The following is a 12,894-nucleotide window of genomic DNA, read 5'->3' on the forward strand; positions in this document are numbered from 1 at the left end:
CCTTGCGGTCCGTCGTGGCCGCAGGCGGAACTCGGGGTGCATCCGCCGTGCTGTTCAGGTGGATAAAGGTTCATTGTCACGCCCTCCTGGCTCCGGCTGGGGCGGGCGCCCGCCGGGCACCGGCTCGTCCCGATGGCCCGGGACGGTGCGGGCGCGGACGGCGGTCGATCGCCACGGATCTGGGTCATCGACTAAGGAACGTTCGCCGAATGATAGGGACCGGGCAGTCGCACTGTAAAGAGTCCTAACTCAACCGCGCCGGACTGCACTCAACCGCGCCAGACTGCGGCACGGCGGATCGCAGGCGAGGTGCACGGCGTAACCGGTGCGGCCGACCCGGTAGCCCGGGCTCGGGGCCAGCCACCGGACGGCGTACCCGCTCGGTCACCGGTGCTGCGGGTCGGCGGTGGTGGTCCGGCGGACGTCGACGTACATCGTCTCGTCGTTCCGGACGGCCCGGTCCAGCGCGGCGAGGTGCGGCACCGCGCTGCGGCCGAACGACCGGACCGAGATCGCGGCCGGGTCGAAGCCGGCGGTGCCGAGGGCGTAGCGCAGCTCGTCCAGGTCGTAGATCCACTTGTGCCCGTGGAACTGGAAGATCTGGTTGACCATGAACGCCTTCCGCTCCGGAAGGTCCTCCGGCCGCGCGCCGAGGCTCATCAGCCGGCACCGGTGCCGGGGAAAGAACCCGTCGGCGCCGTCGTCGAGGTATCCGGCCACGTACCGGCGGGTTGGTCAGAGTTCCGCCCGGGCCGGTTCGGCTCCGGCCAGCGGCGCCCGGCCGGCGGCGGCCACCAGGGGTTCGGCCAACAGGACGACGAGGGCGGCGGCGACCAGTATCCCGCCGACCAGGGCGGTGCCCCGGACGCCCAGCGTGGGCAGGATGCCGGCGCCGAGCAGGGATCCACCGGCGATGCCCACGTTGTAGGCGGCGGAGTTGCCGGCCGCGGCCAGGTCGGAGCTGCCCGGGGCGACCTCCAGCACCCGGTTCTGGAGCGCCGGGGTCAGCGCACCCATCGCGAATCCCGAGACGGCCAGCAGGGCCGCCGCCAACAGCGCCACCTCGGCCAGCAGGAACATGCCGACCAGGGCGAGCGCCAGCAACGACACCGCCGACACCATCGCGAGCCGCTGCCGGCGGTCGCTCAGGATGCCACCGGCCGCGATGCCGGCGAAGTCCGCCAGGCCCCGGACCAGCAGCAGCACCCCGATGGCCGCCGGCGCGAACCCGCTGACCTCGGTCAGGAACACGGCGGTGTAGGTGAAGGCCGTGAACAGGCCGCCGACCGACAGCACGGTGGCGACCACCACGATCCAGTAGCGGCGGGCATCCGGGCTGGTCCCGGTGGCGGCGTGCGTCTGCCCGACCGGGACCGACGGCATCAGCAGCACGATCGCCACGAACGCGAGCAGGGCCAGCCCGGCCAGCGTGAGGAAGGCGGCCCGCCAGCCGAGCTGCTGGCCGACCCAGGTACCGGCCGGGACGCCCAGCATCGGCCCCAGCGAGGCGCCGGCGAAGACGACCGAGGTCACCCGGCCGCGTACCTGCACCGGGAACATTCCCGCCGCCGCCGGCGCCACCACCGCCCAGAACAGCGCCTGGGTGAGCGCGACGACCACCCTGGCGCCGAAGAGCACCTCGTAGTCCCGGGCTGTCGCGGAGAAGACCGTGGCGAGTACCAGCACGGCCAGCAGCCCGGACAGCAGCCTTCGGCGGGGAATCCGGGCGGTGACGTACGTCAGCGGCACGGAGACGACCGCGACGGCGACGGCGTACCCGGTGACGAGCAGCCCGGTCTGGGACAGCGACACCTCCAGGTCGGCGGAGATCAGCGTCAGGATGCCGATCGGCAGGGTCTCCATCGCGACGTAGCAGAACGCCGAGACGGAGAGTGCGACCAACGCACCGATCGCGCGCATCGACACCGTCCCGCCCCCCGGCGGGGTGACCGGCACCGGCTCAGCCATCCGCCCTCCCCCGCCCCTCCGCCACCCGGTCGAACGCGGCCAGCACGATCTTCTCCGGTACCGCGCTGAGCGGCCGGCCGTTCGCCTGGGTCACCGGTACGCCCGGCGCCGCCAGCAGCACCATCGGGATCTCCTCCGCGCCACAGGCGAGGTAGCCGCGCTTGTTGTCGCCGCGCAGCACCGTCCGCAACACCGTCCGGTCCACCGGCCCGAGCCGGGCGTCCGGCGACGGCAGCCGCAGCCGGGCCAGCAGGCGGTGATGGCGGTCCACCTCGCTCCGGTCCAGATAGCCGAGCATGGCGCTGGTCTCCGCCGCGACCAGCATTCCCCAGGCGATCGCCTCACCGTGGCTGACGTCCCCGTCGGTCACGATCTCGAGCGCGTGCCCCACCGTGTGGCCGTACTCGAAGATCACCGCCTCGCCCCGCTCCCGTGGGTCCCGCAGCAGCATCGGCAGTTTCGCCTCGATGCCGAGGCGGCAGAGCGCGACGAACGAGTCGGCCGGCCGGTGCTCCAGCCCGGCCACCGCGCGGAGGAAGGTCGGCTCCTCGGGCGGGACCATCGCCAGGACGTTCTTCGCCATCTCGGCGACCCCGGTCAACAGGTCACGGCGCGGAATGGAGGTGAGCCAGGTCAGGTCGCACGCGATCAGCGACGGCGGCAGGTAGGTCCCGCCCAGGTTCTTTCCGGCGCTCAGGTTGACCGCCTGCTTCTGGGACAGCACCGAGTCGAAGGCGGCGACCGGGGTGGTGGGCAGGTGGACGAGCCGGATGCCCCGGAAGAGCAGGGCGGCGGCCAGCCCGGCGACGTTTCCGGTCAGCCCGCCGCCCATCGCCACCATCGGCGAGCGGCGGTCGGCACCGCGCTCGACCGCGTATTCGAGAATCGCTTCGACGAGGGCGAGCCGTTTGTGCCGCTCCGCCGCGTCGAGCACGAAAAGGTGTACCGCCATCCGGCGGCCCAGCCCGGCCAGCACCGGTTCGGCGTGTGTCAGCACCTTCCGGTCGACGACGAAGACCGCCGACTCGGCGTTCTCGGCCAGCCGGGCGACCGCCTCGACGATCTCTTCGACGCAGTCGACCCCGTAGAGATAGTCGGTGCCGCGCTCGCCGAACCTCACGTCCGCGACGTGCAAGGTCGTGCCTCCCCGCTGCTCATCCATCGCTGTCGTCGTCCGTGGATCGGAAGCCGCCGAACAGCAGGTCCGGCCGGCGCAGTTGGACGGCGGCCACGACCGCGCCGACGTCGAACGCGTACTCCAGTGCCGCGCAGGCGACCGCGTCCGCGACGCCGCGCGCCGAGTCCCCCGGCCGGCGGCGGCGCCAGGCCCGCAGCCCGAGCCCCACCCCGGCCACCAGCGGCACGAGCAGCGCACTGCGTCCCCGGGTACGCCCCAGCGTCGCCACCGCCACCCCGCCGGCCAGCCCGAGCACGGTCACCGGATTGCACCGCGCCGTACGCCGCTCCGGGTGGACCGTGGCGAGCCACTGCTCCGAGCGCCCGTAGCCGAACAACCGGCGCCAGACGGACCGCACGGAGTCGCTGCTCATCCGGTCGTGTGTCACCGTCGCGTCCGGGTCTGCGCGGATCGCGCGGCCCTGCCCGGTCAGCCGGAGCCCCAGGTCGACGTCCTCGCCCGACACCGTGGTGAGGGACTCCTCGACGAACCCGCCCACCGCGAGGAAGGCGTCGCGGCGCAGCAACAGGTTGCTGGTGGTGGCCCACGACAGCGACCGACCGGCCCGGGGCATCTCCAGGTCCCCGTTGAGCAGGTGCGAGCGGCGCATGATCCGGAACACCGCCGTCGGGCTCTCCTCGACCAGGGTCGGGCCGGCGATCCCGGCCACCTCGGCCGGGGCCCGCCGGATGCCGGTCACGTACCTGCGCAACAGGTCCGGCGAGACCCGGCAGTCCGAGTCGGTGAAGAGCAGCAGGTCGTGCCGCGCGTGGTACACCCCGAGGTTCCGCTTCGCCCCGACGTGTCGGGGCCCGCGCAGGTACCGGGCACCGTGCCGGGCGCAGGTGGCCCGGTGCGCCCGGGCGTCGTCCGGCGTGGAGTCGTCCACCAGTACGACGTCGACGGGTTCCGGACACCGGGCGGCGGCGACGGCGAGACTGCCGAGCAGCCGGGCCGTCTCGTCGACCCGGCCCAGCACCGGTACGACCGCCGTGACCCCCGGGGTGACCGTCCCGGTGTCCGCCTCCGGTGGCCGGTCCACCTCCTCAGTCGTCATGTCCGGCCGACCTTCCGGAGATGTCCGGCGACCTTGGCGATCCCCCGGGCCAGGTCGAGCATGTCGCTCTCGGGTCCCAGGAACGCGCTGTGATGCAGCAGCACCGCGTGCCGGGCGAGCCGGTCCGCACCGGGGAAGACCCGGCCCCGATGCCGGGCGACGAACCGCTCGGAGAGCGGCGCCAGCGCCGGCTTGGTCCACGGACGCAGCAGCGGGCTGCGCTGTAGTGGCGCCCGGGGTGGATAGGCGCGCATCCCGACCTCGGCGGTGAGGGCCGCCGCCACCCAGGAGTTGTCCCGGTGCGGAGGCAGCGGGTCGAAGACCACCGGCACCTCGTAGAGCGAGACCCGGTCCTGTTCCGGCCGCCGGGTGAGCAACCGGACCCCCGGTACGTCGACGAGCAACTCGCGGAGCCGCTCGTAGTTCCGCTCCCGTACGGCGTTCTGCGCGTCGAGCTGTGGCAACTGGGCGCAGAGCAGGGCGGCGCCGAACTCGCTGAGGCAGAAGTTGGCGCCCAGCACCGTGGCGCTCTCCCGCAGGTCCAGCTCGCCGGGGCGGGCGTCGTCGCGCCAGCTCCGCGAGTCGGCGCGCAACTCCTCCAGCCGGGTCAGCAGGGCGTCGTCGTCGGTGACGACCGCACCGCCCTCGCCGCAGGTGAGCACCTTGGAGTGCTGCATGCTGAAGCAGCCGAGCCGGCCGAGCGAGCCGGCCGGGCGGCCGAGCCAGCGCGCCCCGTGCGCCTGTGCCGCGTCCTCGACCACCTGGATCCCCCGGACGGAGGCGAACTCCTCGATCGCCGGGATGTCGGCCATCCCACACGCCCAGTGCACCGCGACGACCGCCCGTACGTCGTCGTCCGCGCGCAGCGCCGAGACGTCCAGGCAGCCGGTCTCCGGGTCGACGTCGGCCAGTACCGGCAACAGGCCGGCCCGCAGGACGGCGGTGGCGCAGGCCGTCCAGGTGAGCGCCGGCACCAGTACCGGGTCGCCGTACGCCAGGCCCAGCGACTCCAGGGCGATCACCAGCGCGCTGGAACCGTGGTCCGTGGGTACGCAGTGCCGGGTGCCGACGTACCGGGCGAACATCCGGGCGAACCTGCGCTCGAAGAGGTCACCACGGCGGGGACTGGTGATCGCCCAGCGCCCGCCGTGCAGCACCTCGGCGAGGTGGCTCTCGGCGGCCGGCCCGGGTACCGGCCAGCCGGGCCACTCCCGCTCGGGTGCGCGTACGGCGGACCCGCCGTCGATGGCCAGTACCGCCCCGGTCTCCACCCGCAGGCCGGTCAAAGCCCGAACCCGAGGGCGCGGGTCTCGCGGCCGATCCGCCGGGCCTCGGCCACGAGGTCGAGGTTCCACCGGTCCCAGAGTCCGGTCAGCCGGGACGTCATCAGTACGACGTCCACCGACTGGTCCGGCAGCGGTGTCCGTACCCCGATCGCGTGGTGGCCGACCCGGTCGCCTCCGGCGAGTGCCTGCCGCAGCAGCTCCGCGTCGAAGTCCACAAGTATCGCCGAGGAGAGCTCCGCGGGTACGCTGCCGCCGGAGCCGAAGACCGCCACCCGCTCGCCGGGGCGCAGCCCCGCCGCCGCCTCGCGCAGTTCCGCCGTGACGTCGATGTCCCGGGCCCGCGCCGTCCAGTCCAGCAGCGCCTGGTAGTCGTCCTCCCAGGGCCAGTAGAGGTCCTTGGTGATCAGGGACCAGCCGATCTCGGCGACCGGTTCCGGGTGCTTGCCGAGCAGGACGCCGATGTTGTGGTGGTTGCCCTGCCGGTTGCCCTCCCAGTCCCGGTCGTGCGGCGCCTCGATGACCCAGGCGGAGCGGCTGACCACGAACTCCACGCCCCGGCGGTGCAGGCGCAGGCCGATCTCCATGTCCTCGACGCCCCAGCGCTGGAAGTCCTCGTCGAAGCCGCCGACGGCCCAGTAGTCGTCGGTGCGGATGGAGCAGTTGGTGGCCCAGAGCAGGATCCACGGCACCACGAGGCGTCCGGGATCGAAACCGCAGCGGAGGAAGGCGCCGTGCCGGATGTCGAAGATGGACGGATCGTTCGCGTACGCCGTCAGGACCCGTTCGGGCAGCAGCCGCCCGACCATGTCCGCCAGCCCGGGCGTCGGGTCCTCCGGCCGGTACGCGTACGCGTAGCCGATCACGGCACGGGGCGTGGAGTTGTCGGCGTGCGCGGCGAGGTGCTCGCGGAGGTAGTCGGGCCCGACCAGCGCGCCGGTGTCCAGGAACACCAGGATCGGTGCGCTGGCCAGCCGGGCACCGGCGTTGCGGGCGGCGGCGACCCGGAAGCCGCGGTCCTCCTGGAAGTGGTATCGCAGTCGCAGCCGGTCGGAGAAGAACTTGACCACGGCGGCGGTGGCGTCCGAGGAGCCGTCGTCGGCGACGACGACCTCGAACTCCTCCGTCGGCAGGCTCTGTCGGGCGAGACCCCGCAGGGCCTCGGCAAGCAGCTCGCAGCGGTTGTAGGTGGGGAGGATGACGGAGACTTTCACGTCGCGGTGCGGCTCGGCAGAGATCGTTGCACCCCCGTTCAGGTAGCGGCGGATCGGCCGGACGAGACCGGATGTCACGGACGCCCGGGATCGCCCGCACGGTGGCAGCGCCGACCGGGCCCACCGGGCACGGGATGACGCACAGCATTGCCGACCATGGAACCCCCCGTTCGCCGAACGCCTTCCGGAGGCGGCCCCGCAGGCTGAACCTTTTTCAACCTGAACCGCGCGGCGCTCACGCACCGCCTCCGACCTTGCGGTCCGTCGGACCGCCAGGGGAGGTTGAAAAAGGTTCACTGGTCAGGGGCCGAGTCTCGTCCTGGACGACGTTCACCGACCGCTCGGCGTAGCGTGACCGGCCGGCATCTGGACCATATCCAGAGCGGTACGATCGAATCAAGAGTGTCGATGCCTTAACCGATCCGCTGTGACCCCGATCTCCTCGCACGGCACAGCAGCCGCCGCACCGCTCGCCACAGGGCCTGCGGCGGCGCCGGCGCACGACGAGTTCATCGAGCCGGGGTTCATTGACAGCTCTCGCTGATTGATTCAGAGTATTCGAGAGAGCGCTCTCTCATCGATTCGTCACCCGCCCGCAACCGTCCCGAACCCGGCGCGGGCCTCACCTCAGGGAGCACTGATGGACAGCGCTCTGTCCCCACCTCGCCGCCGACCATCCCGGTGGCGCCTCCTCGCCTCGGTCGTCGCCATTCCGGCCCTGCTCACCGGCTATCTCGCCGTCTCCGGCAGCTCCGCCGGGGCGGCCGAGACCCTACTCTCGCAGGGCCGGCCGGCCACCGCCTCCTCGGTCGAGTCCGCCGCCTACCCGGCCTCGGCCGCCGTCGACGGCAACGCCGGCACCCGCTGGTCCAGCGGCTTCGCCGACCCGCAGTGGTTGCAGGTCGACCTCGGCACCGTCACCCCGGTCAGCCGGGTCGTGCTGAACTGGGAGGGCGCCTACGCCCGCGCCTTCACGATCGAGACCTCCACCAACGGCTCGACCTGGACCACCGTGCACAGCACCACCACCGGCACGGGCGGCACCCAGGAGATCGGCGTCACCGGCACCGGGCGGTACGTCCGGCTGAACGCGACCCAGCGGGGCACCGCGTACGGGGTGTCGCTCTGGGAGTTCCAGGTGTACGGCGAGACGGGTGCCAGCGGCTGCGGCACCGGCAACGCCGCACAGGGCCGGCCGGCCACCGCCTCCTCCACCGAGTCCGCCGCCGCCTACCCGGCCTCGGCCGCGGTGGACGGCAACACCGGTACCCGATGGGCCAGCCTCGCCGCCGACCCGCAGTGGCTCCGGGTCGACCTCGGCAGCACCCAGTCGATCTGCGGGGTGACCCTGGTCTGGGAGGCCGCCTACGCCTCCGCCTTCCAGATCCAGACCTCCACCGACGGCTCGACCTGGACCACCGTGCACACCAGCAGCACCGGTACGGGCGGGACCCAGGACCTGACCGTCACCGGCACCGGCCGGTACGTCCGGATGTACGGCACCGCCCGGGCGACCGCGTGGGGTTACTCGCTGTGGGAGTTCGCGGTGCGGACCGGGAGCGGGCCGACGACTCCGCCGACCACCACTCCCCCGCCGACGACTCCGCCACCGACCACCCCGCCGCCGGGCGGCAGTGTGCTGCTGTCCTACCAGAAGCCGGCGGTCGCCTCCAGCAACCAGAACGACGGCACCTGCTTCGAGTGCGTACCCGCGCGGGCCTTCGACAACGACCCGGCCAGCCGGTGGGCGACCAGCGCCACCACCGGATGGGTCGACCCGGGCTGGATCTACGTCGACCTCGGCGCCACCGCCACCATCAGCCAGGTGGTGTTGCAGTGGGACCCGGCCTACGCCACCTCCTACCAGATCCAGGTCTCGCCGAACGCCAGCACCTGGACCCCGATCTACTCCACCACCGGTGGTCGGGGCTTCAAGGAGACGCTGAACGTCACCGGCACCGGCCGGTACGTCCGGATGTACGGCACCGCCCGGGTCGGCCCGTACGGCTACTCGCTCTACGAGTTCAAGGTCTACGGCACCGGTGGCAACCCGACGGCCCCACCGGCGATGCCGCCCGACCCGACGTTCCCGGCGAACAACCTCGTCTGGAGCGACGAGTTCAACGGTGCCGCCGGCAGCAAGCCCGACCCGGCCAAGTGGACGATCGACCCCGGCACCGGGCAGAACAACGAGATCCAGTACTACACGAACAACGACAACGCCGCGATGAACGGCACCGGCGCCCTGGTGATCGAGGCACGCCGGGAGACCGCCGGTGGACGCGACTACACCTCGCACCGGATGAACACCGGCAACAAGTTCCACGTCCAGTACGGCCGGATCGAGGCCCGGATCCAGGTGCCGAAGGGCAACGGGCTGTGGCCGGCGTTCTGGATGATGGGCGCCGACTTCCTCACCGGGCGGCCGTGGCCGTACAACGGGGAGATCGACATCATGGAGGTGCTCGGCCGGAACACCCTGGAGGGATACTCGACGCTGCACGCACCGCAGTACAACGGCGGTGGCGGCTACGGGCAGAAATACCCGGCGCCGGGCGGGGTCGACTTCGCCGGTGGCTTCCACGTCTGGGCCGCGGAGTGGGACAGCCGGGGCATCACGTTCAAGGTGGACGGCCAGACGGTCTTCTACGCCAGCAAGGAGACGGTGGAGTCGACCCGTGGCCCGTGGGTCTTCGACCACCCCTTCTATCTGATCCTCAACCTCGCCGTCGGCGGTGACTTCCCCGGACCGGTCGACCCGAGTACGCCGTTCCCGTCCCGGATGCTCGTCGACTACGTACGCGTCTACCGCTGAACATCGGATGGCCGGTACGGCGGACCGGCCACTCCGCAAACCCGCGGCCCGACAACGGTCCCGAGGGCCGAAATGTCGGATGACCGCTACCGGTATCGAGCCCCTTGCCACGGTTTCACCCGCGCGCCACCCTGTTAGGCATGGGAGCGGTATGGTCGTAGCTCGCGAAAGCGCTTATGGCGTCAGCGCTTTCGGGGACTCGGGCGACGGAGGCGTCGACACGGTACGGCTGGAGATCCTCGGCTCGGTACGCGCCTGGCGCGGCGAGCACCAGATCGCCTTCTCCTCACCCGGCCAACGGGCCGTACTCGGGCTGCTGGCGCTGGCCGCCGGCCGGCCGATGACCCGGGCCGAGATCGTCGACGCGCTCTGGGACGACAGCCAGCCGCCACCGACCGCCACCAACGTGATCCAGACGCACGTCAAGAACCTCCGTCGACTGCTCGAACCCGACCGGCGTACGCACACCGCCAGTGCCGTCCTGCCCCGGGTCGGCGACGGGTACGCGGTGGGCGTACCGGCCCGCAACCTCGACCTCTGCGTGTTCCGGGAACTCGCCGACGCGGCTGCCGAGGCGTACCGCCGGGACGACCTGGCCGGTTCGGTCCGGCTCTGGCAGCGGGCACTCGCACTGTGGCGGGCCGCGCCGCTGGTCGACGTCCCCTCGCTGGCCGGGCATCCGAAGGTCGTCGCGCTGGCCGAGGAGCGCCGGGCGGCGGTACGCCGGTACGGCGAGGTCATGATCGCCATCGGCCGGGCCGCCGACGTGCTGCCGGCGCTGGAGGAGGTGGCCGCGAGCAGCCCGCTCGACGAGACCGCCCAGGGGCTGCTGATCCGGGCCTACCACGCGCTGGGCCGCCGGGACCGGGCTGTCACGGTCTACCGCCAGGCCCGCCAGCGACTCGTCGAGGAGTTGGGGGTCGAACCCGGGCCGGAACTCGCCGCCGCCTACCGGGACGCGCTGCGGGCCGCCGAGCCCGGCACGACGACGTCGGCCAGCCCGGCCGGTACCCGTTCCAGGCCGGACGACCCGCCGGCCGTCCCGGCGCAACTCCCCGCCGACGTACCCGGGTTCAGCGGTCGCACGGCCGAACTCGCCATCCTGGACAGGCTGCTGGTGCGGGCCGGGCGGGACGGTCGGCCGGACCCGTCGACGGTGCCGGTCGTCGTGCTCGCCGGCACCGCCGGAGTCGGCAAGACCGCCCTCGCGCTGCGCTGGGGGCACCACGCCCGGCACCGGTTCCCCGACGGGCAGCTCTACGTCAACCTGCGCGGCTACGACGTCGACCGGCCGATGCCGCCGCAGGAGGCGCTGGCCGGATTCCTCCGCGCGCTGGGCGTACCCGGTACCGAGGTGCCGTTCGACCTCGACGAGTGCGCGGCCCGGTACCGCAGCGAACTGGACGGCCGGCGGATGCTGATCGTGCTGGACAACGTGGCGTCGGTGGAGCAGGCCCGCCCGCTGCTGCCGGGCAGCGCCTCCTGCGCCGCGCTGGTCACCAGCCGGGACACCCTGGCCGGGCTGGTGGCCCGGGACGGCGCCGAGCGGATCGAACTCGGGCTGCTCTCCAGCGCCGACTCGGTCGAGCTGCTCTGGCGCACGCTCGGCGAGCGGGTCGCCCGGGAACCCACCGCCGCCGCCGCGCTCGCCGAACGCTGCGCCCACCTGCCGCTGGCGCTGCGGGTCGCCGCCGAACTCGTGCTGACCCGACCGACCGCACCGCTGGCGGTCCTCGTCGCCGAGTTGGCCGACCAGCAGCACCGGCTCCGGCTGCTCGACGCCGGTGGCGACCCGCGCACCGGCGTCCGGGCCGTGCTCTCCTGGTCATACCAGCAACTGCCGCCCGCCACCGCCCGCGCCTTCCGGATGCTGGGGCCGCATCCCGGACCGGACATCGACCGGTACGCGGCGGCAGCGCTCTTCGACACCGAGCCGGAGCCGGCCCGGCACCTGCTCGACACGCTCGCCCGGGCGAACCTCGTGCAGCCGGCGGGCCACCACCGGTACACCTTCCACGACCTGCTCCGGGCCTACGCGACCGAACGCTGCGCCGCCGACGAGCCGGCCTCGACCGCCGACGCCGCCCTGGACCGGCTCTTCGACTACGAACTGGCCGCCGCGACGACGGCGATCGACACGCTCTATCCGGCGGAACGGCACCGCCGGGCGCCGGTCGACCGGCCACCGGTCCCGCCACCGCCGATGCCGGACCCGCAGGCGGCCCGGGAGTGGCTGGACGCGGAACGGCCGACCCTGGTGGCGACGGCGGTCCGGGCCGCCGAACGCGGCCGGTCGGCACACGCGGTACGCCTGACCCTGACCCTGCTGCGCTACCTGGAGAGCGGCGGATACTTCGCCGAGGCCGAACGGATGCACACGCACGCGCTGGCGGCGGCCCGGGAGGCCGGCGACCGGGTCACCGAGGCGCACCTGCTGACCGGGCTCGCCGTGATGTACGCCCAACAGGGCCGGTACGCCCCGTCGATCGCCCGGCTGCGCGAGGCGGTGACGCTGAGCCGGGAGAACGGCGACAGCGCCGGTGAGGCACGGGCGCTGGGCAACCTCGGCCACGTACAGCAGCGCCAGGGCCGGTACGACGAGGCCGCCGAGGCGCTGCGGGCCGCGTTGCTGCTCTGCCGGCGGGCCGGTGACCCGGCCGGCGAGGCCCGGGCCGGCGGCAACCTCGGGCACGTACTGCTGCGGCAGGGCAACTACCGCGAGGCGGGGGTGCACCTGCGTACCGCCGCTGTGCTCTGCCGGCGGATCGCGGACGCCACCGGCGAGGCGTACGCGCTGACCAGCCTCGGGGACCTGCACCTGCGCGGCGGACGGCTGCTCACCGCCGCCGGACGGCACCGACGGGCGCTGGCCCTGTTCGAGGCGGTCGGCGACCAGGCCGGCAAGGCGCTCGCGCTGGACGGCCTCGGCCGGGTACGCCTGCGGCAGGGTGAGCACGAGTCCGCGCTGGATCTGGTGGAGCAGGCGCTCACGCTGCTGCGCCGGGTCGGTGAGCGGGCCGGCGAAGCCTCGTCCACCAACAGTCTCGGCGAGACGCTGCACCTGCTGGGTCGGCTCGGCCCGGCCCGGACGCAGCACAGCACCGCGCTCAGCCTGGCCAGCGAGATCGGGGACGCCTACGAGCAGGCCCGGGCGCACGCCGGGCTGGGCCGGGCGTACCGGGCGGCCGGTGACGGCGGGCGGGCCGAGGCGCACTGGAGTTCCGCCAACGCCCTCTACCGGGCGCTCGGGGTACCCGAGGCGGCCGAGTCCCGGGACCAGTTGGCCCGCCTCGACCAGCCCTCCTGACCTCGCCGTCCCGCCGGGCCGTGGTGCCCGCCGGGCCGTCCTCGTTCCGCCGTCATGACCGGCCAGCCCGGGC

8 protein-coding genes are annotated in these 12,894 nt (G+C 73.1%); 2 read left to right on the forward strand and 6 right to left on the reverse strand.

The window, feature by feature from the left end:
* Nucleotides 1–384 precede the first annotated feature (384 nt).
* Genes Pma05_RS00655 through Pma05_RS00680 form a run of 6 tightly spaced genes read right to left on the reverse strand, consistent with a single transcriptional unit; the run spans nucleotide 385 to nucleotide 6,777 of the window.
* A complete protein-coding gene (locus tag Pma05_RS00655; RefSeq protein WP_203855248.1) occupies nucleotides 385–720 on the reverse strand; it encodes a hypothetical protein in 336 nt (111 codons plus the stop codon).
* Nucleotides 721–735: 15 nt separating this feature from the next.
* Nucleotides 736–1,968, reverse strand: a complete 1,233-nt coding sequence (locus Pma05_RS00660; RefSeq protein WP_239311458.1) for an MFS transporter — start codon at nucleotides 1,966–1,968, stop codon at nucleotides 736–738.
* Nucleotides 1,961–3,103, reverse strand: a complete 1,143-nt coding sequence (locus Pma05_RS00665; RefSeq protein ID WP_203855249.1) for a 3-dehydroquinate synthase family protein — start codon at nucleotides 3,101–3,103, stop codon at nucleotides 1,961–1,963. The genes Pma05_RS00660 and Pma05_RS00665 overlap by 8 nt, the downstream gene beginning before the upstream one ends.
* Before the next feature lie 19 nt (nucleotides 3,104–3,122).
* The gene (locus Pma05_RS00670; protein ID WP_203855250.1) at nucleotides 3,123–4,202 is read right to left on the reverse strand and encodes a glycosyltransferase; all 1,080 of its coding nucleotides are present in this window, start codon (nucleotides 4,200–4,202) and stop codon (nucleotides 3,123–3,125) included.
* Complete coding sequence (locus Pma05_RS00675) at nucleotides 4,199–5,488, reverse strand: DegT/DnrJ/EryC1/StrS family aminotransferase (RefSeq protein WP_203855251.1); 1,290 nt, start codon at nucleotides 5,486–5,488, stop codon at nucleotides 4,199–4,201. Before Pma05_RS00675 ends, Pma05_RS00670 begins: the two co-directional genes overlap by 4 nt.
* Complete coding sequence (locus Pma05_RS00680; protein WP_203855252.1) at nucleotides 5,485–6,777, reverse strand: glycosyltransferase; 1,293 nt, start codon at nucleotides 6,775–6,777, stop codon at nucleotides 5,485–5,487. Before Pma05_RS00680 ends, Pma05_RS00675 begins: the two co-directional genes overlap by 4 nt.
* 562 nt (nucleotides 6,778–7,339) lie before the next feature.
* Between Pma05_RS00680 and Pma05_RS00685 the strand changes: the two genes are divergently transcribed.
* The gene (locus Pma05_RS00685; RefSeq protein ID WP_203855253.1) at nucleotides 7,340–9,514 is read left to right on the forward strand and encodes a discoidin domain-containing protein; all 2,175 of its coding nucleotides are present in this window, start codon (nucleotides 7,340–7,342) and stop codon (nucleotides 9,512–9,514) included.
* Nucleotides 9,515–9,665: 151 nt separating this feature from the next.
* Entirely contained in the window at nucleotides 9,666–12,821 is a 3,156-nt protein-coding gene (locus tag Pma05_RS00690) for an AfsR/SARP family transcriptional regulator (protein ID WP_203855254.1), read from the forward strand.
* Nucleotides 12,822–12,894: the final 73 nt, after the last annotated feature.

The sequence above is a fragment of the Plantactinospora mayteni genome, from assembly GCF_016862935.1.
Classification (GTDB): domain Bacteria; phylum Actinomycetota; class Actinomycetes; order Mycobacteriales; family Micromonosporaceae; genus Plantactinospora; species Plantactinospora mayteni.

What these genes read in the sequence shown, in the direction of transcription:
- Pma05_RS00660 (WP_239311458.1), bottom strand. Translation starts at nt 1,968, where the DNA reads ATGGCTGAGCCGGTGCCGGTCACCCCGCCGGGGGGCGGGACGGTGTCG.
- Pma05_RS00670 (WP_203855250.1), bottom strand. Translation starts at nt 4,202, where the DNA reads ATGACGACTGAGGAGGTGGACCGGCCACCGGAGGCGGACACCGGGACG.
- Pma05_RS00685 (WP_203855253.1), top strand. Translation starts at nt 7,340, where the DNA reads ATGGACAGCGCTCTGTCCCCACCTCGCCGCCGACCATCCCGGTGGCGC.
- Pma05_RS00690 (WP_203855254.1), top strand. Translation starts at nt 9,666, where the DNA reads ATGGTCGTAGCTCGCGAAAGCGCTTATGGCGTCAGCGCTTTCGGGGAC.